The 19,647-nt window shown below is 55.3% G+C and carries 15 protein-coding genes; 7 read left to right on the top strand and 8 right to left on the bottom strand.

What is annotated here, in order from left to right; all coding sequences use genetic code 11:
- Window positions 1-30: 30 nt before the first annotated feature.
- Window positions 31-1,305: an ABC transporter substrate-binding protein gene (locus BBCT_RS02095; protein ID WP_047750578.1), complete on the bottom strand. Its 1,275-nt coding sequence runs from the start codon at window positions 1,303-1,305 to the stop codon at window positions 31-33.
- A gap of 360 nt (window positions 1,306-1,665) precedes the next feature.
- On the opposite strand from BBCT_RS02095, the gene BBCT_RS02090 reads away from it, so the two are divergent.
- The gene (locus BBCT_RS02090) at window positions 1,666-2,682 is read left to right on the top strand and encodes a LacI family DNA-binding transcriptional regulator (RefSeq protein WP_003835651.1); all 1,017 of its coding nucleotides are present in this window, start codon (window positions 1,666-1,668) and stop codon (window positions 2,680-2,682) included.
- A gap of 132 nt (window positions 2,683-2,814) precedes the next feature.
- On the opposite strand, the gene BBCT_RS02085 is transcribed toward BBCT_RS02090, so the two are convergent.
- Together BBCT_RS02085 and xylA are read right to left on the bottom strand one after the other, a co-directional pair.
- Window positions 2,815-4,509 carry a glycoside hydrolase family 43 protein gene (locus BBCT_RS02085; RefSeq protein WP_003835649.1) on the bottom strand — a complete coding sequence of 565 codons (1,695 nt, stop codon included), beginning with the start codon at window positions 4,507-4,509 and terminating at the stop codon, window positions 2,815-2,817.
- A gap of 332 nt (window positions 4,510-4,841) precedes the next feature.
- Complete coding sequence (gene xylA / locus BBCT_RS02080; RefSeq protein ID WP_003835647.1) at window positions 4,842-6,188, bottom strand: xylose isomerase; 1,347 nt, start codon at window positions 6,186-6,188, stop codon at window positions 4,842-4,844.
- A gap of 234 nt (window positions 6,189-6,422) precedes the next feature.
- Here xylA and BBCT_RS02075 point away from each other — a divergent pair, with 234 nt between their 5' ends.
- Window positions 6,423-7,703 carry an O-acetylhomoserine aminocarboxypropyltransferase/cysteine synthase family protein gene (locus BBCT_RS02075; protein ID WP_033512404.1) on the top strand — a complete coding sequence of 427 codons (1,281 nt, stop codon included), beginning with the start codon at window positions 6,423-6,425 and terminating at the stop codon, window positions 7,701-7,703.
- Window positions 7,704-8,000: 297 nt separating this feature from the next.
- Here BBCT_RS02075 and BBCT_RS02070 read toward each other — a convergent pair whose 3' ends face one another.
- A complete protein-coding gene (locus BBCT_RS02070) occupies window positions 8,001-9,500 on the bottom strand; it encodes an amidohydrolase (protein WP_003835642.1) in 1,500 nt (499 codons plus the stop codon).
- Window positions 9,501-9,699: 199 nt separating this feature from the next.
- On the opposite strand from BBCT_RS02070, the gene BBCT_RS02065 reads away from it, so the two are divergent.
- Complete coding sequence (locus tag BBCT_RS02065; protein WP_003835640.1) at window positions 9,700-10,638, top strand: DUF559 domain-containing protein; 939 nt, start codon at window positions 9,700-9,702, stop codon at window positions 10,636-10,638.
- Window positions 10,639-10,865: 227 nt separating this feature from the next.
- Here BBCT_RS02065 and BBCT_RS02060 read toward each other — a convergent pair whose 3' ends face one another.
- Window positions 10,866-11,741, bottom strand: a complete 876-nt coding sequence (locus tag BBCT_RS02060; protein WP_231858078.1) for a bifunctional diaminohydroxyphosphoribosylaminopyrimidine deaminase/5-amino-6-(5-phosphoribosylamino)uracil reductase RibD — start codon at window positions 11,739-11,741, stop codon at window positions 10,866-10,868.
- A gap of 171 nt (window positions 11,742-11,912) precedes the next feature.
- Here BBCT_RS02060 and BBCT_RS02055 point away from each other — a divergent pair, with 171 nt between their 5' ends.
- From BBCT_RS02055 to BBCT_RS02040, 4 genes are all read left to right on the top strand, one after another.
- Window positions 11,913-12,338 carry a peptide deformylase gene (locus BBCT_RS02055; RefSeq protein WP_003835636.1) on the top strand — a complete coding sequence of 142 codons (426 nt, stop codon included), beginning with the start codon at window positions 11,913-11,915 and terminating at the stop codon, window positions 12,336-12,338.
- 149 nt (window positions 12,339-12,487) lie between these two features.
- Window positions 12,488-13,411 (top strand): serine hydrolase domain-containing protein, encoded by a 924-nt coding sequence (locus tag BBCT_RS02050; protein WP_003835635.1) that lies wholly within the window; start codon window positions 12,488-12,490, stop codon window positions 13,409-13,411.
- A gap of 158 nt (window positions 13,412-13,569) precedes the next feature.
- Window positions 13,570-15,246, top strand: a complete 1,677-nt coding sequence (ettA, locus tag BBCT_RS02045; RefSeq protein WP_003835634.1) for an energy-dependent translational throttle protein EttA — start codon at window positions 13,570-13,572, stop codon at window positions 15,244-15,246.
- Window positions 15,247-15,678: 432 nt separating this feature from the next.
- A complete protein-coding gene (locus BBCT_RS02040) occupies window positions 15,679-16,593 on the top strand; it encodes an acyl-CoA thioesterase (protein ID WP_003835632.1) in 915 nt (304 codons plus the stop codon).
- 5 nt (window positions 16,594-16,598) lie between these two features.
- Here the strand turns inward: BBCT_RS02040 and BBCT_RS02035 are convergent, their stop codons facing one another.
- The 3 genes from BBCT_RS02035 to folP all read right to left on the bottom strand — a co-directional run bounded on the left by BBCT_RS02035 (window position 16,599) and on the right by folP (window position 19,644).
- Entirely contained in the window at window positions 16,599-17,150 is a 552-nt protein-coding gene (locus BBCT_RS02035; RefSeq protein WP_003835630.1) for a DUF3180 domain-containing protein, read from the bottom strand.
- Window positions 17,147-18,670: a 2-amino-4-hydroxy-6-hydroxymethyldihydropteridine diphosphokinase gene (gene folK, locus BBCT_RS02030; protein ID WP_033512407.1), complete on the bottom strand. Its 1,524-nt coding sequence runs from the start codon at window positions 18,668-18,670 to the stop codon at window positions 17,147-17,149. The genes BBCT_RS02035 and folK overlap by 4 nt, the downstream gene beginning before the upstream one ends.
- A gap of 95 nt (window positions 18,671-18,765) precedes the next feature.
- Window positions 18,766-19,644, bottom strand: coding sequence for a dihydropteroate synthase (gene folP, locus BBCT_RS02025; protein ID WP_003835625.1), 879 nt, complete (start codon window positions 19,642-19,644; stop codon window positions 18,766-18,768).
- Between the last annotated feature and the right edge of the window lie 3 nt (window positions 19,645-19,647).

Genomic DNA, 19,647 nt, shown 5'->3' with positions numbered 1-19,647 from the left:
CCTTTGGCCGTCAACCAGCCATGTTCACTATCAGCCCTTGGCCGCTGCGTCCTTCATCGCCTTAACGATGTCAGCCGAAGTCCCCTGTCCGGAAAGCAGATTCACCACTCCGGAATTAAGAGCGTTGCCAATATTTCCGCCGAGAGCGGTATCCATCCACAGCTGCATGCCATCAGACTTTTTCATAGCTTCGAGGATAGCCTTAAGATTTTCATCGGTAACCGCATCGTAAGCCTCGACAGAAGCCGGAATGGTGCTGAACGCAGTGGCGTATTTCTCCTGATTTGATTTCTCAGCCATGAAATTGACGAAATCAACAGCAGCGTCCGGAGCCTCGGGATTGACAGCGAAACCGGTCACAGCGCCCATCAAAGCACCTTCCTCGCCTTTTCCTCCGTCCACGGTCGGGAAGGCGAAGAAGCCAAGGTCAGCCATTGGCTTCTTGTCCGGAGTCAGGTCCTTGAGAACTCCAGGCTCCCATGTACCCATGAGCTCCATCGCAGCCTTATGATTGGCCAGCAGACCTGCGGACGAGCTGGCGCCCTGCTGGGCCGTCGTGGTGAGGAATCCTTCGTTAAAAGCATTCGCATCCAACAAATCCTTCAGATCATCTCCGGCCTTGGTCCAGCAGGAGTCGGAGAAGTCCTTGTCATTAACGCCCTTGGCGTAGGCCTTCGGAGAGCATTCGCGCATGGACAACCAGTAGTACCAGTGACCGACCGGCCAAGCATCCTTGCCGCCGAGTGCGATCGGATCGATGCCAGCGCTGCGAAGCTTCTGTACATCGGTCTTCAGCTCGCTGAAAGTGGTCGGCACGGCATCGATGCCAGCCTGCTTGAACAGATCCTTGGAATACCAGATGCCACCAGGCTGCACAGTGACTGGAACACCATAGACCTTGCCGTCATAGGACATGGACTTCAGCGCAGAAGACATCTGCTTCTTGACGGTGTCACTGATCTTATCAGTGAGGTCCATGGTCTGTCCGGCGTCAATCATGTCCTTGGTCTTGGCTCCACCAAGGGTCATGTACACATCCGGGCCGGAGGCGGGATCCTGCATAGCGGTAGTCAGCTTGCCTTCGAAATCCTCGTTCTGGATGGCCTGAATCTGAACCTTGACACCAGTCTTCTTCTCAAACGCTTTGGCCAGATCCTCCCAATACTGCTTGCCGTCACCAGCTGTTGCGTTATGCCAGAACGTAATGGTCTTATCGTCTTTGGCACCAGCGCTGGAGCCACAGGCACCCATGCCCAACATGGTCGCCACCGCAAGAGTGGCAGCTGCAATGGTTTTGAACTTCATTGTCTTCTCCTTATTGACCAAATCATCATCGACAAAATGATGGCAACGACAGGAACGATTTCTCTCGAATGGGTCGAATCGGGAAGCATGACCGCAACGAATGCTGCTGCAGCTCCCCTGGCAGACAGAGAATCAGCCTTTGACTCCCTTCGAAAATTTCCATTTCGTTTTCGTTGTACCTACAGACTACCGAAACAAATCACACAAAGTCAAGTTTTTTGTAAAATCAGAAAACTAACTATTTTTCGTTGATTTTACAACGTTTTTAAGCATTGCCAACATATCGAAAGTTTCGAAAAACGTAAACCGAAACTTTCGTTCGCATTTTCGGATATGATGAAAATAAAGAAGGAGTGACTCATGCGCAATACAGCAAAAAAAGCTACGGTACGACTCTCTGACATAGCTAAAGAGACCGGTTATTCCCTTTCCACCGTATCCAAGGCGCTCAACGGCAGAGCCGACGTTTCCGAAGAGACGCGGCAAACCATCAACGCGGTGTTGAAACGGTATGGGTATTCCCGTAAAGCGACAAGCACGAAAAGCCAACGAATTATCGAAATCGTGTTCCAAGATTTCGATAATGTTTGGGCCCTTGAAGTACTCCGTGGCGCCATTCGCGAAGCCAAGTTGCATGATTTGAACGTCATCACCACCGAAGGCGGCAATCGCCAGCACCCGGACTCATCCTGGATTGACAACATGCTGCGTCGGCAGACGGATGGCGCCATTCTTGTCTTCTCCAGTCTGACACGTATCGAGCGGAACAAACTGCATTCCAGAGGTATTCCCTTCGTCTTGTTCGATCCATTCGGTAATCCAGATCCAGACACGCTGTCGGTGCAAGCGGACAACTGGACCGGAGGCGTAATCGCCACCAGGCATCTGCTCGCACTCGGACATACCCGCATAGGCATCATCACCGGACCGGAGGAGATGATGTGTTCCAAAGCACGTCTGGACGGATATACATCAGCGCTTGCGGAACATGGAATCGAAACCGATCCCGAACTTATCACCGAAGGCGATTTCACCACTTCCGGCGGTTACGCACAGTCCATCTCCCTGTTGAAACGACCAAATCGTCCGACCGCAATCTTCGCCGGCAGCGATCTGCAAGCCATGGGCGTCTACGAGGCGGCAAGGCAGCTGGGATTACGTATTCCCGAGGATTTATCCGTGGTCGGATTCGACGATGTGCAGACTGCCGCATTCCTTGGCCCGGCGCTGACCACCGTACGGCAGCCGCTCCAAGACATGGCAAGGGCCGCCGTACGCATGCTGGTCGAAGCGCTGTCCACCGACGTGATCCAACCGCACATCATCATGCCGACATCGCTAGTGGTACGCAACAGCACACAGCAACTCGAGGGTTAATCAGCGGGGCAAACCTCACAGGCACAACCGGAGGGAGAATACAGCGCTCCTAGCCTTTCGCCCCGTTTTCAACTCGTTCTAAGACGGCCCGTCGGAACACCAGCAGTGAACCATCCTGAAATTCCGTAGAATCTATGCCATGAAGCCGGCCATGCAACCGACGAACCCACCGGCCCATTCGGTGCTGAGGAAACGAGCATCGACACTCAGCAGGACCTGCCCCTGACGCACGAACGTCGCAGAATCAACCAAACCATGCATGCCAGTCACGATGACCGACAAGCGGTTGTCGTCGAAAAGTACCGCCGGACGCACTCCGTCAGCCTGTACGGCAACAGACCCAGCTTGCGAATCGTCTCCATTCACCATCTCGTAGCGCACATCCGCGCCATGCATCGAAAACACCGCGTAATGTGTGGAATTCTGCCGGATCACTAAAGAACCGGACATGGGAATCGGCATGAGCGTCGGCAGTTTCGCTATTCTGCGGTAGCTGACATCACGCTCATCGCGCACCACCACATCGTTCGTCGAGCCATCAGCCACATCCACCAGCGCAGGTTCCACGTCACCGGCGAGCGAGGATTTCACCCTAGGCTCGATGGCGATGCCATCGTCTTCAGTAGTAACCGTGATCTCGTCGGCCAAGCGGCCAAGACCAGCGCAAGTCACTGGCCATCCGGGGTCACCCTCATGCGTACATGATGCACCGTTGCCGTCCAGCTTCCAATCGGCCGGATTATGTTCCCAGGATACCGGAGCGACAAAGCTCTCCCTTCCCAAGTAGCTCAATAATTCGCCGTCACGCTTTCCCCGTGTCTCTCTCACGCCGAGACACACCAGCCACCATCCCAGTTCCGGATGAAGCAACAGGTCCGCATGTCCCACGCATTGCAGCGGTTCCGACAAACCCAGATGTCGGTGGGTGAGAATCGGATTCTTCTTATCCGCATGGAAGGCACGGATTGCGGTGCCAAGATAGCAGCGTTCCCCGTCACGAACCTGCGGAATGCACTCACCCAATTCGGATACTTCCCGTTCGTAAGCTTCGAACGCCCGAAGTAGTCCATGCGGCGCATAGATGCGCATGGCCATTTCGCTATGTTCGAAACTGGTGCCCCCCTCAGCGGTCATCAGATACACATAATCACCCACGCGATAGAGATGCGGCGCCTCAGCCCACACCGATTCCATACCGTATCCGCGCCATATTACCGTCTTGCCCGATCCCGCAGGAAGACCGTCATCGACAAAAGTCCAAGTCTCCGGATTAATGCGTTGGGTCCAGACCTCGGTCTGGCCTTCCCATTGCGGATTGACCGCAGGACGGGTCTGGGTCCAGTACACGTTGCCATCCCCGTCCTCGAATATGTCTGGATCGATGCCTTCAGCGCCCTCAATCCAGAACGGGCCACGCCATGGCCCTTCGATAGAATCCGCTTCAAGGATAAAATTGCCCTCCGCGGCGTGGAACCGCATCAGCTCGCTTTCTGTGCAACCACCTTCCATAGCACGGCGATCATCAAGACGGGCAATGGTGCATGCAATCACATATTTGCCATGAATCCTGCGCAGCGTCGGCGCATAGACACCGCCCGAATCATCCACGAAAGGAATAAGTAGGCGCCTCGCCAAGTCAGCATCTATCACATTCGACACATGCTTCCAGCACGTCATATCCTCGGAAACGTAAATGGGAAGACCTGGGACAAGCTCAAAAGTAGAAGTCACCAACACAATTCGCTGGAACTCATCATCCCAAATCCAACTCGGATCAGGATTCATTCCACTAAGAATGGGATTGGTAATGGTAATAGTCGCGGTCATAAATACACCTTATTCAGAAACGCTTTTCCACATCGTATCATTGCGAATAATTGAAATTTTCGACTTGTTTTCATAACACATGCAAGTCGTCCACCGACGACATAGCCGGCAGACGACTTGTATGCGAAGGAAATTTAAGGAAGGATGAGGTAAAAATATATGGTGTGCCGGAGCACCAACGCTTCGACACACCATATTCGGCTTTGTTGCAACCGAGCCTCGCTGTTTAATCCAGCGATAAATCAGAGTCCTAGCGAAAACTCCTTGTTGGGCCACGCCCGCCCCGGCAATTTCGGAGCGCTACGCGCACCCAACCACTGCTCGATTTCGGCTCACGCCTCGGCCAATGCGTCGATCATATAGTTGTTGATCGTGGCCTTGACGGACTCGAGGTGATCGGACTTGGTGGCTTCGATGAGCTTGGACTGCGGGATATCCAGAGCATACTCCTCGAGGGAGGCCAGGGAGGCAGTGCCGTTCTCGACGGTCGCGCCGATACCGGAATCGAAGGAGCTGTAGCGCTCGGCCTGCAGGTTCTCGATGACCTTGTCCTCGTGCATCTTGGCTGCGACCAAGAGACCTGCAGCGAATGCATCCATACCTGCGATGTGGGAGCGGAACAGATCCTCGGCGGCGAAGGAGGTGCGGCGCGGCTTGGCATCGAAGTTCAGGCCGCCGTGAGGGCCGATCTGACCCTCGGCGAGGACCTCCCACATGACGGTGGAAGTCTCGTACAGGTCGGTCGGGAACTCATCCATATCCCAGCCGATGAGCTTGTCGCCCTGGTTGGCATCGAGGGAGCCGAGCACACCGGCCTCGCGGGCGGTGCGGATCTCGTGCTGGTAGGTATGACCGGCCAGGTTGGCGTGGTTGCCTTCGAGGTTCAGCTTCATGAAGTCGATGTCGTAGGTCTTAAGGAAGGCGATGGCGGTGGATGCATCGAAGTCATACTGGTGCATCGTCGGCTCCTTGGCCTTCGGCTCGATCAGGAACTGAGCGTCCAGGCCGATCTCCTGAGCATACTCGTGGCACATGTGGAAGAACTTGGCCATGTGCGCCTGTTCGCGCTTCATCTGCGTGTTCCACAGGTTCTCGTAGCCTTCACGTCCACCCCAGAACACGTAGTTCTCAGCACCCAGGCGCTTGGCAATCTCCAGGGAATGCTTCAGCTGGCCACCGGCGTAAGCGTAGATGTCGGCGAACGGGGAGGTGGAAGCACCGGAAACGAAGCGCGGGTTGGTGAACAGAGAGGAGGTGTTCCACAGCAGCTTGATGCCGGTGGACTTCATGTTCTCTTCGATCTTGTCGACGACCTTGTCCAGGTTCTTGTCGGTCTCGCGCAGGGTATCGCCTTCCGGAGCGATATCACGATCATGGAAGCAGAAGTACTCGACGCCGAGCTTCTGGAAGAACTCGAAGGCGTAATCAACCTTGGCCAGGGCCTCATCCTCAGCATTGGAGTACTTGCCGTACCACGGACGCTGGGCGGTGCCGGTGCCGAACGGATCGACCAGCTCCTGATCGAAAGTGTGCCACCAAGCGACGCCGAAACGCAGCCAATCCTTCATCTTCTTGCCGGCAACAACCTTGTCGGCATCGTAGTAATGGAAAGCCAGACCCTCCTGCGGTCCCTTTTCACGACCGACATACGGAATCTTTTCGATATCCCACAGACCCATGGGTTGCTCCTTTGCTATTAGTTTTTACTTTCGCAAGACATTGCTTTTCCCGTCAAGCGGATTCCCGCCTGTCTTGATGTATATAATAAAATCAATTTCCTAAGTTTGTCAATTCAGTGAACTATTCGGCGTTTCTATTGAAGAATAGCCAATTATCAGCTCAGTGATAAGGTGAGCATGTTTGTTGCACCGCAGCGCTACGCAATGAAGCGCCCAATCGAAAGAAGGAAATCCATGAGCAAAAACGTCGACACCATCTGTGTGCAGGGAGGCTACCAACCTGGAAACGGCGAATCCCGCACACCCCCAATCATTCAGGCGACAACCTTCAAATACAAGTCAAGCGAACAGATGAGCCGACTGTTCGACCTATCCGAATCCGGATACTTCTACACCCGACTGCAGAACCCAACCAACGACACCATCGCGGCGAAAATCTGCGAAATGGAAGGCGGCGCGGCCGCAATGCTGACCTCATCCGGCCAGGCGGCAAACTTTTTCGCACTCTTCAACATCTGCAACAACGGTGACCACATCGTTGCATCCTCCGCAATCTACGGAGGCACGTTCAACCTCATCAACGTGACCATGCGCAAAATGGGCATCGAATGCACGTTCGTAAGCCCGGACTGCACCGAGGAAGAACTCGAAGCGGCATTCCAGCCGAACACCAAGGCGGTCTTCGGCGAATCCATCTCCAATCCGGCGCTCATCGTTCTTGATTTCGAAAAGTTCGCGAACGCAGCGCACCGCCACGGCGTGCCACTGATCGTCGATAACACGTTCCCCACACCAGTCAACTGTCGTCCATTCCAGTATGGCGTGGACATCGTCACGCACGCCACCACCAAATATATGGACGGTCACGGCTCCTGCGTGGGCGGCGCAATCGTGGATTCCGGCAACTTCGATTGGATGGCTCATGCGGAGAAATTCCCCGGACTCACCACACCAGACGACTCCTACCATGGCGTGACCTACGCCAAAGATTTTGGCAAGGCCGCCTACATCACCAAAGCCACCGCACAGCTTATGCGCGATTTCGGCTCAACACCGGCACCAATCAACTCGTGGATCATGGGCATGCATTTGGAGTCCCTGGGAGTACGCATGGAGCGCCACTGCGCGAACGCGCTCAAGGTGGCACAGTGGCTGAGCGCCGACCCGCGCGTCAGCTGGGTGAGCTTTCCGGGCCTTGAGGGAGACAAATACCATGCGTTGGCCGAAAAGTACATGCCGAACGGCACTTGCGGCGTCATCTCCTTCGGCGTGCCTGGCGGACGCGAAAAAGTGTCCGCGTTCCTCGACCATTTGAAGATGGTGTCCATCGCCACGCACGTGGCCGACGCTCGCAGCTGTACCCTGTACCCGGCAGGCACCACACACCGTCAGCTCACCGAGGAACAGCTCATTGAAGCGGGCGTAGGCATTGACCTGGTACGTTTGAGTTGCGGCATCGAAAACGCCGACGACATCATCGCCGACCTCGATCAGGCACTCGCCGCCGTGCAGTGATTCTCACTCAAAATCACATCAGAAAGGCCGTATCCCCACTCAGAGGTGCGGTCTTCCTCCTATCCGAGTAGACTCGCACCTCATACTCATCTTGCACGGGCGCGCCAATCATCTGAAATCCCTTATGTGTGGCAGATTAAGGCATCTTCAAAATCCGATTTGCGCTATATGTGGCAGATTCACACTACATTCGAGGGTATAAATCTATAGAAAAATCCCGTTAAGAAATCTCAGGTCTGCCACATATAACGATTTTGACTTTTCCAGCACCGTGGAATCTGCCACACATAACGGTTTTCATTCAGCCTGTTGGTACGTCCAGCGACCGGCAAGCATAGTGCCAAGCACATGCTCGGGCATGGCACGCATGGCCTCCGGAGAATCGATTATGCTCGGATCACAGTCCAGAAGCACCAAATCGGCCGCGTCTGCGTCCCGCAACGCCACGCGTCCGACCGCGGTGGACGAAGCGAGCGCCGTTTCAAAATCAAGGCACTGCTCAGGTTGGAAAGGCTCGCGGTCGGAACTTTCCGTACCGAATACCGCCGCGGAGATGGCCATCCATGGGTCCAGCGGCGCGACCGGCGCATCCGAGCCCATGAGCAGTTTGGTCCCCGCCTTATGCAGGCTATTGAATGCATAAGGGATTCCGGCGGGGGTGCCCCAGAATCGCGCGATGACGTCACGATCGTCCATGGCGTGCTGCGGTTGGATGCTTGCGGCAAGTCCCAGCTGCGCGAGTCGCGGAATGTCGCACTCCTTGAGCATTTGGGCATGCTCAATGGAACCATGCGCATGGGTGCGTTCGACACAATCAAGCACAATGGTGTTCGCTTCATCGCCGATGGCATGACAGGCGATGTCGAAGCCATGTTCGACGGCGAGTCGCATGTACGACTCGATTTGCTCAGGGGCATAGCTCAATGTGCCGTAGGTTTCCGGTCTGATGCCCGAATATGGCATGGAACAGTAGGCGGAACGGGTGTTGAGCGAGCCGTCGGAGATCATCTTCATCGCGCCGACGTGGCCCAAACCATGACTTCCGGGCAATTCGTCTCCGGTGTGCCAGCCGTCGTCGATGGCTTGCCGGAGTCTCTCGGGATATATGCCAGCCTCGACACGCAGACCATCAAGCCCTTGCGAGAATCGGCTAATCCACGTGTCGATGTTCTCCGCCATCTCATAGTCACGCACGCCGACCACGCCTTTGCTCGCAGCGTCGCGTTCGGCGTTGCGCAACAGATGCATCAGCTCATTGGCCGCACCAGGTCCTTTGTCCAGCTTGCAGTAGGCGTCGAACCACTCAAGCTCGCCGACGAGTCCGGATTCGTCCACATCTACGCCAAGCTTGCGCGCGGCGGCAGAGTTCACCCAACCGCAATGCATGTCGGCACTTGACAGCGCCACCGGCTGGTCTCCCGCCACCGCATCGATCGCGGCCAGGGTCGGCTGGGCGTCATCGGACCACAGGGAATGCCGGAAGCGCATGCCGACCACATATTGGTTCGGGTCGAGTGTGCCGCTTTCACGACGCTCCTCCAAGTGCCGACGCAACATGTCGAGCGCTTCGCTGGCGCTGCGTGCATCAATCAGATCGAGCCGTCCCAACGTGTACGACCACTGCGTGAAATGCGTGTGGCAGTCCCACAATCCGGGAATCACCCATATCTTCGAAGCAGTATCCGTTGTCCTTTCCGAAGGTCGCACCGAAGCTATTCGCCCGTGACCGACAGCAATGTCGACCGGCTTATCCGAACCTACGAAACACACGTTTTCAATCACACACGGCTCGCCCATACATCCTCATTTCAACGTGATGTTCTACCCGTGCCATGGTATCCCGCAGCAGCGCAGCAGCGCACGTTCGTCTCAATCAGGCATGCCGGCGGCCGACTGTTTATCCACATTTTTTCGCGCATAACCTCGGTTATCCACTTATCCACTGTTTTTCGAATGCGGATGGACAGAGACCGACCAATCCCTTTATTTTTGCTCCATGGACAATGGAGCACAATATTCTGAGAGTCTCGCGCAGCTGCGGGCGCATACCATCGAACAATGCCTTGCGGCGCAGCAACGAACCGGTAAGCAGCTGGTGTTTACACACAGCACGGCATTATGCCTGCAAAGAACCGAGATGCCAAGATATCCCGATCAGCAAATGCTGTCTTCCCTGCATGCCCTTGCCACAGATAACAACGCACGCACGCATCTTCAAAACGTCCAATTTGAACTGTGGACAGGACCAATCATCGAAACCGCTACGCATTATGGCAAGATCCGCCATACGGATCCAGTAACCACATGGGCAATGCACGCGAATCGGCTTCCCCAAGAAGAACTGATAACGCTTGGCGATTCAATGCTAAGAAGGAACCAACGTTTTCCCCAAGTCTGCATTGACGACTTCCATGAATATCTGGAACGGCTCAAAGATTTCAGCAACTACGCGAATGCGAATAGACAACGTCCCATCCGAGGAATCAGAAAAATGCAACATGCGTTACAGTTCATGCGCGAAGGCACGGATTCCTCGCAGGAAAGCCGTTGCAGAATCGCTCTGATTCGCAATGGGCTACCATGTCCGCAAGTCAACTGGAAGGTTCGACTGAACAATGGGAAAATCGTGCTTTTGGATATGGCCTATCCAGATATAAAAGTGGCCATCGAATACGACGGAAGACATCACGCCGGCCAATGGCTCGCCGACAGCAAGAGACGTGAAGCCTTGGAAGACGACGGTTGGGCATACATTCAAGTGACCGCCGAAAACCTTATGAACGACTTCGAGGAACGGGCACTCGCGCAACGTGTGGCCGACCGGATGAGCCAACGATTAAGCAAGCCCATCATGCTCTGTCAAAGAATGTCCTCAGGGAGGATACACATCCGCATAACGTCTCTCGCCAATGGAAGCAGAAAGATTCTCATCTGAAAGCCACTATATGTGGCAGATTTGTCATCCCCAGAAAAACCAAAACCGCTATATGTGGCAGACCAGACCGGTTTCAAGCCTCAAAAGACCCCAATCAGTACCCCCTAGACGAGATTTTCCTTGGGAGACTGCCACATATAACGGAAATCATTTTTCTGAAATGCCAAAAACTGCCACATATAGGACATTTCAAACTGAAAACACGGCATAGGCATATCCCTTTTTCGTCAGATCGAAGACAGTATTTCGAAAACGTCATCATCATCGACGACGAGGCTATCGATTTTGCGGCGGCCGAGTTCGCGCAGCCATTCGTCGGGTTCCGTATCGGCGAGCGCACGGATGTCGAGATGCAACGGCTTGTGCCTTCCGACCACCACCTCGTTAGCAGCCACAGCTTGGACCGGTCCGTCGAAATGGGCAAAGGCACCATCTGAAACATCCAGCCGATCCGTCCGACCCGAAAGGCGTGCGGCACTTCCCACCGATCCTTCCGTACCGTTCGAATTACCCGGGGCACCCGCACGGCCACCAATCGGACATATGCCCAACACCGCCGCATACATGTCATATAGCCCGCGTCGACGTACAGCGTATTCGGCATCAGATTCCTCCGCATGTTTTCTGCCGTCCACAATGTACGGCATTCCTGTGGTGATGTAGTGGAAGAAATGGCGATTGATGGCGTCGCATTCCGCCCGCATCACGTCATATACCACTTCCACACCGTTTTCCTCAAGAATGCAAAGTCCTTTGCCGGCCACGATGGGATTCGGATCGATCGAACCGACCACGACGCGCGTTATGCCGTGCGAAAGAATTAGATCGGTGCATGCCGGCTGCGATCCGACATGGCAGCAAGGTTCGAGAGTGTCGATGACCGTGGCTCCATGCATGTCGACACCATGCTCGTCGGCGTAGTCGAAGGCCATGCGTTCCGCATGCGGTCCGCGGTAGCGGTCGTGGTATCCGGCTGCGAGAATCTCGCCGTCGCGGACCACCACCGTGCCGACCAACGGATTCGGATTCACCCAACCGGCTCCCTTATGGGCCAGTTCCAGCGCCTGCGTCATGTATTTCCGATATTGAGGCATGTCATCCATGGTTCCAAGCATATTGCGTCGATTGCGGTCCCACATTTCAAAATCGCCACGAGACATTCCGTAAAAGGATAGGCGCGAACCGGTCATCCGTCCCATCGCCGTACGGCGTCGCACAATAACGCCATACAATGTTGGCAGACCAGCAAAGGAACCAGCGAGAGGAAACATCACATGCAGCGCGAAATCATGACGTCCATTCCGTTTTTGAGCCAGCCGTCGGCGGAGGCGCTCAATACGCCCGAGGATCTTGCCGTCGCGCAGGATCTCAAAGACACACTCGACGCACACCGCAACGGCTGCGTCGGCATGGCCGCAAACATGATCGGCGTCTCGAAGCGCATCATTGCATTCGTGGACGAGGATTTCGGCGGTCGCATCTTCGTAATGTTCAACCCGACGATCACTGCGAAAGACGGCGCCTACGACACCTCCGAAGGCTGCCTGTCCCTCAAAGGCGAGCGCCGCACGGTCCGCTTCCAGCGCATCGAGGTCTCGTATGCGGATCGCAAGTTCCGCGAGCGTCATGCCACATTCACTGGTTTCACCGCGCAGATCATCCAGCACGAGATCGATCATTGCGAAGGCATTATCATTTAACGACTTTTTCAGGCATGGCACCTAGCGGCTTTTCGGGCGCTCCATCTAGCGACAGGCTTAGGAAAAATCGTTTGATGTAGCAATCGTACGTAACTGCCTTACGTTACAGTTTCCGTAATGCACCGTAAGGCAGTGTCAAAGGAGATTTCATGGGTGCCATCAATATGTTCAACGATTTCGTCAAACTCATTGAAAGCGAGTCCCTGCCCGTCGAAGCCGTTGCGATTGCGGATGGCGACGCCATTATCGCGGAACGTCATTTCGTTCCCGACCAGGATCGTAATATTTATTCCCATACGAAAAGTTATGTTTCGACGGCTATCGGCATTGCGATTGAAGATGGCTTGCTGTCGCTCGATTCGCGATTGGTCGACTCGTTCCCCGAGTATGTTCCCTCCGATGCGCAACTGGAGTTGGATCAGATCACGCTGAGGCACTTGCTGACTATGTCGAGCGGTTTCAATCATGCGTATTTGATGAACCCTGACCGGCGCAGTGGTGTTGGTGCGCCTGATTATTTACGGTACATGTTCTCTCGCAGGGTTGAAGTGGAGCCCGGCAGCACGTTCTGCTATTCGTCTGCGGATTCTGATTTGGCGGGCCGCATGTTGGAGCAGGCTGCCGGCATGCGTCTTGGCGAGTATTTGTATGGCATGATTTTTTCCAAGTTGGATCAGGGTTGGCCTGTTTGGGAATGTGACCCGCAAGGTCATCCGATTGCAGGCGGCGGGATCTACATGTCGCTTGCGAATATGTTGAAACTTGGCCAGGTCTATTTGAATGATGGCACTTGGCATGGCACGCGCATTGTCAGCGAATCGTGGGTCAAGCAGGCTTCCGGTAAGCAGATCGACACTCCGTATAGCAATATTTGGACGTGCGGTTATGGCTATCAGTTCTGGATGTCGCCTTATGAGGGGGCATATCGTGCGGATGGTGCGTACGGTCAGATCACTACGGTTTTGCCGAAGCAGGGTTTGGTTGTTGCGATTCAATGCCCGGAATCTGGCGATTTCGACAATATCGTTCGTCCTGCTTTGCATGAGCATCTGCTGCTTCCGCTTACTGCCTGAGCGCACGACTTTCGCCCATACCGCCGTGTAGATGGGGTATGGGATAATTATGCACGGTATTGTGCGTGGGTTGCGTTCCGGAATCCTTGATTGAGTTTCCGTTGACCGCTCATGCAACACGCTGGAATTCCAACGTTTCTTAAGGATGGAACACAACATTGGCTGAATTCATTTACCAGATGATCAAGGCCCGCAAGGCTTACGGCGACCGTGTGATTCTCGATGACGTGACTTTGAGCTTCCTGCCAGGCGCGAAGATTGGCGTTGTTGGCCCGAACGGCATGGGTAAGTCCACGCTGCTGAAGATCATGGCCGGACTCGACACCGTGTCTAATGGCGAGGCTTCTTTGACTCCGGGTTATACCGTCGGCATTCTGCAGCAGGAACCGCCGCTGGATGACACCAAGACTGTTGGCGAGAACATCAAGATGGCGTTCGGTGAGATCGCTGAAAAGGTGGCTCGTTTCAATCAGATTGGCGAAGAGATGGCCAATCCGGATGCCGATTTCGATGCTTTGATGGATGAGATGGGCAAGCTGCAGAACGATATCGATGCTGCAAACGGTTGGGATCTTGATTCTCAGCTTGAGCAGGCTATGGATGCTCTGCAATGCCCGGATCCGGATACTCCGGTGACGGTGTGCTCCGGTGGCGAACGCCGTCGTGTGGCATTGTGCAAGCTGCTGCTGGAAGCTCCTGATCTGCTGCTGCTTGACGAGCCTACCAACCATCTTGATGCCGAGTCGATTCTGTGGTTGGAGCAGTTCCTGCACCAGTACAAGGGTGCCGTCATCGCCGTTACCCACGATCGTTACTTCATGGATAACGTGGCTGAGTGGATCTGCGAGGTCGACCGTGGTCAGTTGTACCCGTATAAGGGCAACTACACCACGTACTTGGAGACGAAGGCCAAGCGTATGGAGATCCAGGGCGCCAAGGACGCCAAGCTCGCCAAGCGTTTGAAGAGCGAACTTGATTGGGTGCGTTCTTCGCCGAAGGCCCGTCAGGCTAAGAACAAGGCTCGTCTGGAACGTTACGACCAGATGGAGCAGGAGGCTCGTAACAATAAGAAGCTTGACTTCTCCGAGATTCAGATTCCGGCTGGTCCGCGTCTGGGCTCTACTGTGCTGGAAGCCGAGCATATTCACAAGGCGTTCGGCGACCGCGTGCTCATCGACGATTTGAGCTTCACGCTGCCGCGTAACGGCATTGTCGGCGTGATCGGCCCGAACGGCGTGGGTAAGTCCACCCTGTTCAAGACCATTGTCGGTCTTGAACCGTTGACGTCTGGCTCGTTGAAGATCGGTGAGACCGTGCAGATCAGTTATGTCGATCAGAATCGTGCTGGTCTTGACCCGAATAAAAACCTGTGGGAGGCCGTGTCTGACGGTCTTGACTTCATCGAGGTTGCCGGCGTTGAAGTGCCGACCCGCGCGTATGTGGCGTCCTTCGGTTTCAAGGGTTCCGACCAGCAGAAGCTCACCGGCGTGCTGTCCGGTGGTGAACGCAATCGTCTGAATCTTGCTTTGACTCTGAAGCAGGGCGGCAACCTGCTGTTGCTCGACGAACCGACCAACGATCTTGATGTTGAAACCCTTGAATCGCTTGAAAACGCACTGCTTGGCTTCCCGGGCTGCGCTGTGGTGATTTCTCACGACCGTTGGTTCCTCGACCGTGTGGCCACGCATATTCTCGCGTGGGAAGGCGATGATGAGAATCCGGCCAAGTGGTACTGGTTCGAAGGCAACTTCCAGGCCTATCAGGAGAACCGTGTGGCCCGTCTTGGCGAAGACGCGGCTCGCCCCCACCGTCTCCATCGCAAGCTGACCCGCTAAGCCGTTAAGCAGACAGTCCTATGGACTGTCTGTAGGCTTAGGCTGAGTGAGGCGACAGCCGAACGAAGGCAACAATGAGCCTTGCGAAGCAAGACCGTAATTGCAGGGCCACAGGCTGACCTGTTAAGCGAACAGTCCAGTGGACTGTTCGTAGGGTCAACCTGAGTGAGGCGACAACCGAACGAGGGTAGCAATGAGCCTTGCGAAGCAAGTCCATAATTGCAGGGCCGGTTAACCCCATATTTCAGTAAAGCGCCGTGCTTCGTTACGAAGTGCGGCGCTTTGCCGTATGCGAATCGTTTGACGATTACCTGCCGTTCACGCTTCTCACGCATTCGTTACAAAACAATCCGGCGAAATTTACCGCCCTTGCGTAGACTCGAATCCGGAACGAAGCGTTACCTATGTGACTCAAAAGAATCGAGGAGTGTCATGACAGAAACGGCAATCACACCATTGCAACGGTTAGCAAAGGTGCTTCAACTGGGCACGCCGTCCATGTACCGCAATCATATGTATGTGAATGGTGAAAGCCTGTATTTCCCCACTGGCCGCGTGTATGGCGGTCAGGTGATTGCGCAGGCTATGATGGCCGCATCCAAAACGGTGTCGCCGTCTCGCCTGCCGAATTCGATTCATGGCTATTTCATTTCTGCCGGTGATATTCGTCAGGATTTGCTGTTTGATGTGGAGAATCTGCGTGATGGCCGCTCGTTTTCAGCTCGTCGTGTAAATGTCACGCAGGCTCAGGGTTCGATTCTTACCGCCATCGCCAGTTTTCAGGAGCAGGGTCAGGAGGGTGTTGAGTTCGCTGATCCGATGCCGGAGGGTGTGCCGGAGCCGGAAGCGTTGACCAGCGCGAAGCAGCTTATGGAACCATTTGCCGAGAAGTCTTCGTTTGCCAAATATTATGCGGAAAAGTCGCCGTTCGACATTCGTCATGTGACGCGCACGATTATGTTGGGTGCCGATAAGAAGAGCGCCAGCAATGATTCCGGTAAACAGATGGTGTGGATGAAGGCTGATGGCACGGTTGATGTTCCGCAGGTTATGCATCGTGCGATGTTGGCGATGGGCTGCGATCAGGTGATGTTGGAGCCGGTGTTACGTCGCGCTGGGTTGAGTATTGCCACGCCTGGTATTTCGTTCGCTTCGATCGATCATTCGATGTGGTGGTATCGCGATATTGATATCACTCAGTGGCATTTGTATGTGCAGGATACGCCTACTGCAGCTCACGGCCGTGGCTTGGGTCAGGCGAAGGTGTATACGCAGGATGGTGAGCTTGTTGCCTGCATGACACAGGAGGTGATGCTTCGCGTTCCCGAAGAGGATCTGAAGAAGTGAGGTAATCAGACTTTCGATTGTGTCGCTGATTTGGTAGCCGCGGCCGCGTAACGATTGCGTTGCGTGGCCGTTTTCATTTTCGGACTTTCCGGGCCGTCGATTGGTGGGATTTGGCACAGCCACTCCCCCACAATGCCAATGATCATATCGATTATGCATACGATTGCCGCGATCGCGCATTCGAGGATGGCTTGGCTGTAGAACGCTGCCTCACCATGCGGCAGGCTCATGATGAGCTGCCCACCATACCAGCCGGCTAACGACGCTCCTGCCACGCCCAACGCTTTGCACGACACCAGTGTGGCGAACGCCTTCTGCGGGTCCAAAGGTTTCAGCTGCGCGCGTTTTTCGGGATCTGTGGTGGTGTATTTGTGGATCTGCAATGCCATATAAAGCACGACGAATCCCAGAATCGCCAACACCACGGGCACAATCCATGGAGCGCCGACCAATGGGAAACCTGAAATCTCGCCATATTTCGCCAATCCTATTCCGGCAAGCAATCCTAATGCGGCAGCGAGAACGTAGCACCACCAAGGGGTTCTGCGCGCTTTCATAGCGTACCTCCGATAATCCAATTGTCGGTCAGCAGTCCCACCTGCGCGGCATCGGGGGCCATGGCTAGCAGGAATGATACCGGATCCTTACCCAGTCGTGCATCGGGATCCATGTCGAGCCATGGCGCAAGCACTGCGGCATGATTGCGTGCGGTGGGCCACGGCACCTTGCAATCGGGTTCGTCGCATTCCACGCCTTCCATGTCGATCAGGTCGAGATCAAGGTCTTCGCCAATGGAAGCTTCCACATTGCCTAATGCTTCGATCAGATCATGGGCGCCCATGCGCGTGGAAATCTGGATTACCGCAGCCATTTTGTCGGGGAGTCCGTCGAGTTGGCTCACATGGTAGAGGGGTGAGATGCCCTCGACTTGGTTGCCGGGAATGCCGTCCAACGTGACGATGGCCATGCGGAACTGCTGTTCGGCATCGGTTGCTGGGCTGTCGAGTGAGATCACCGCGCGTTTCGATGCGGGTTCTGGCTGTGCAGAAGCAAGTGCCGCCGCTTTGGCTGCGGCGGTTCCTTCCGGCAGATCACTGGAATCGATCGCACCATACGCTTCGTCCATATCATCCGCATCGCCCGTATTATTGGCATCGCAGGCAAGGTCGTCGATACCGTAGCCGGTCGGGCTTCCCACCATCCAATCATCAGCGATTTCGTCGATATGGTCGCGATCGGATGCCTCGTGCAATAGCTGGGCCACGGAACCGGCATGTTCGCCCGACAATTCAGCGTCCGGCTCGAGTGCCAGCCACGGCCCCAACACAAACGCACGCTGCCATGCACGGGGGTGAGGCAACGTCAGATCCGGATCATCGTTGCTCTGCCCGTCAAAATCGATGATATCCAGATCGAGTGTGCGCGAAGTCCAATGGTCGGTACGCACTCGACCATGTTCGGCTTCGATGCGCTGCAGTCCTCGCAGCAGTTCCATTGCCGACAGTTTGGTGGTCACGGAAACAACCGCATTGTAAAAGTCGGGGGTACCATCGGGCATACCCCACGCATCGGTACGGTACAGCGGCGAAACGCCCGTAACCTGAGTGGATGCCAGTCCGTCGATCGAACGCACCGCGTCACGCAAGGTGGCCGCCACATCGCCTTGGTTACCACCCATGGCAATGATGGCATGATGCACTTGCGATGCAGCCGAAGTTGTTTCACGGGAACGTTCCACGGTTACGCTCACGTCGTCGAATGGTACGACGATTGGCGCGCTCGGCTTGTGCACGGTCACCTGCGTCTGTGCCACGGCTGGATATTCAAGAATCATGCTGGCGATGCGATCAGCGAGTTTTTCGATGAGATCGACATGTTCGCCTTCGATGATGGCGACTATTCCTTTGGCGATGGCACCGTAATCGACGGTGTCCCGCAGGTCGTCGGAATGCCCGGCTGGCGCAAGATCAAGAAACAACGTGGCGTCGACGACGAACGTTTGCGCACGCTCATGTTCGAAATCAAGCACTCCGTGTTTGCCGACCGCGCGAACGCCAGTCAATCGAATCTGATCCATGCCAGCCTTTCTTTGCATATCTCAAGGTTTAATGGTGGAAATGCGTTGCCGCACCTACGCTGTCGGGAACGCACGACGTATGCGAACGCCGTGCATCAGTCGTTAGCGAAGGCACGCCACGCGTTGCCGATCGCCACCGCATCGCGGCTTTTCTTCACGTCATGCACGCGCACGGCCCACGCTCCATGTTCGGCACATAGGGCGCTGATGGCGGCGGTCGCATTGTCTTTGCTATCCATGTCTGGCTTGTCAATACCAGCATCGGCAAGCGCCGCGCCGACGAATCGTTTGCGCGAGGCTCCAATCAGCACCGGATATCCGGTAGCATTGAACCTCTCCAATGCCGTCATCAGCGGGAAGTTATGCTCGACGCTCGGTTTGGAGAATCCAAGACCCGGATCGATGATGATTTGTGACGGTGAGACGCCTGCCTGAAGCACGTCGTCGACCTGCTTCATGAGTTCGTCATACACGTCATCCACCACGCCATTGGCGTACACGGACGTATCAGCGTCAGGCACGTCGCCTGCGGAGCCGGCAAGCCAGCCGCGCCAATGCTGCACAATGTAAAGGCTTTCCGAATGCTCGGCCACCACATGGGGCACTTCGCGGTCCAGCCGACCGCCGGACACGTCGTTGATGATCTGCGCACCATGCTCCAACGCCATGCGAGCCACCGATGCGCGCGTGGTGTCGATTGACAGCACCGCACCTTCCGGAATCAACGCATCCACGGCACCTAGCACGCGGGTTTGCTCATCTTCCTCACTGACGCGTTTGGCTCCGGGGCGAGTGGATTCGGCACCGATGTCGATGATGTCAGCCCCATCCTTCATCATCGCCTCGCCGTGCGCTTTCGCATTCGCGGGATCGAGCCACAGCCCTCCATCGGAGAACGAATCCTCCGTAATGTTGAGCACGCCCATCACCAGAGTACGGTCACTATCATGAATCGCTTTCATATCAATGGTCATCCG

Source organism: Bifidobacterium catenulatum DSM 16992 = JCM 1194 = LMG 11043, assembly GCF_001025195.1.
Taxonomy (GTDB): Bacteria; Actinomycetota; Actinomycetes; order Actinomycetales; family Bifidobacteriaceae; genus Bifidobacterium; species Bifidobacterium catenulatum.
The sequence above is the reverse complement of the archived record's forward strand: the minus strand, read 5'-3'. Positions and strand labels throughout refer to the sequence as shown.

What these genes read in the sequence shown, in the direction of transcription:
- BBCT_RS02095 (WP_047750578.1), bottom strand. Translation starts at nt 1,305, where the DNA reads ATGAAGTTCAAAACCATTGCAGCTGCCACTCTTGCGGTGGCGACCATG.
- BBCT_RS02090 (WP_003835651.1), top strand. Translation starts at nt 1,666, where the DNA reads ATGCGCAATACAGCAAAAAAAGCTACGGTACGACTCTCTGACATAGCT.
- BBCT_RS02085 (WP_003835649.1), bottom strand. Translation starts at nt 4,509, where the DNA reads ATGACCGCGACTATTACCATTACCAATCCCATTCTTAGTGGAATGAAT.
- xylA (WP_003835647.1), bottom strand. Translation starts at nt 6,188, where the DNA reads ATGGGTCTGTGGGATATCGAAAAGATTCCGTATGTCGGTCGTGAAAAG.
- BBCT_RS02075 (WP_033512404.1), top strand. Translation starts at nt 6,423, where the DNA reads ATGAGCAAAAACGTCGACACCATCTGTGTGCAGGGAGGCTACCAACCT.
- BBCT_RS02070 (WP_003835642.1), bottom strand. Translation starts at nt 9,500, where the DNA reads ATGGGCGAGCCGTGTGTGATTGAAAACGTGTGTTTCGTAGGTTCGGAT.
- BBCT_RS02065 (WP_003835640.1), top strand. Translation starts at nt 9,700, where the DNA reads ATGGACAATGGAGCACAATATTCTGAGAGTCTCGCGCAGCTGCGGGCG.
- BBCT_RS02060 (WP_231858078.1), bottom strand. Translation starts at nt 11,741, where the DNA reads ATGGATGACATGCCTCAATATCGGAAATACATGACGCAGGCGCTGGAA.
- BBCT_RS02055 (WP_003835636.1), top strand. Translation starts at nt 11,913, where the DNA reads ATGCAGCGCGAAATCATGACGTCCATTCCGTTTTTGAGCCAGCCGTCG.
- BBCT_RS02050 (WP_003835635.1), top strand. Translation starts at nt 12,488, where the DNA reads ATGGGTGCCATCAATATGTTCAACGATTTCGTCAAACTCATTGAAAGC.
- BBCT_RS02040 (WP_003835632.1), top strand. Translation starts at nt 15,679, where the DNA reads ATGACAGAAACGGCAATCACACCATTGCAACGGTTAGCAAAGGTGCTT.
- BBCT_RS02035 (WP_003835630.1), bottom strand. Translation starts at nt 17,150, where the DNA reads ATGAAAGCGCGCAGAACCCCTTGGTGGTGCTACGTTCTCGCTGCCGCA.
- folK (WP_033512407.1), bottom strand. Translation starts at nt 18,670, where the DNA reads ATGGATCAGATTCGATTGACTGGCGTTCGCGCGGTCGGCAAACACGGA.
- folP (WP_003835625.1), bottom strand. Translation starts at nt 19,644, where the DNA reads ATGACCATTGATATGAAAGCGATTCATGATAGTGACCGTACTCTGGTG.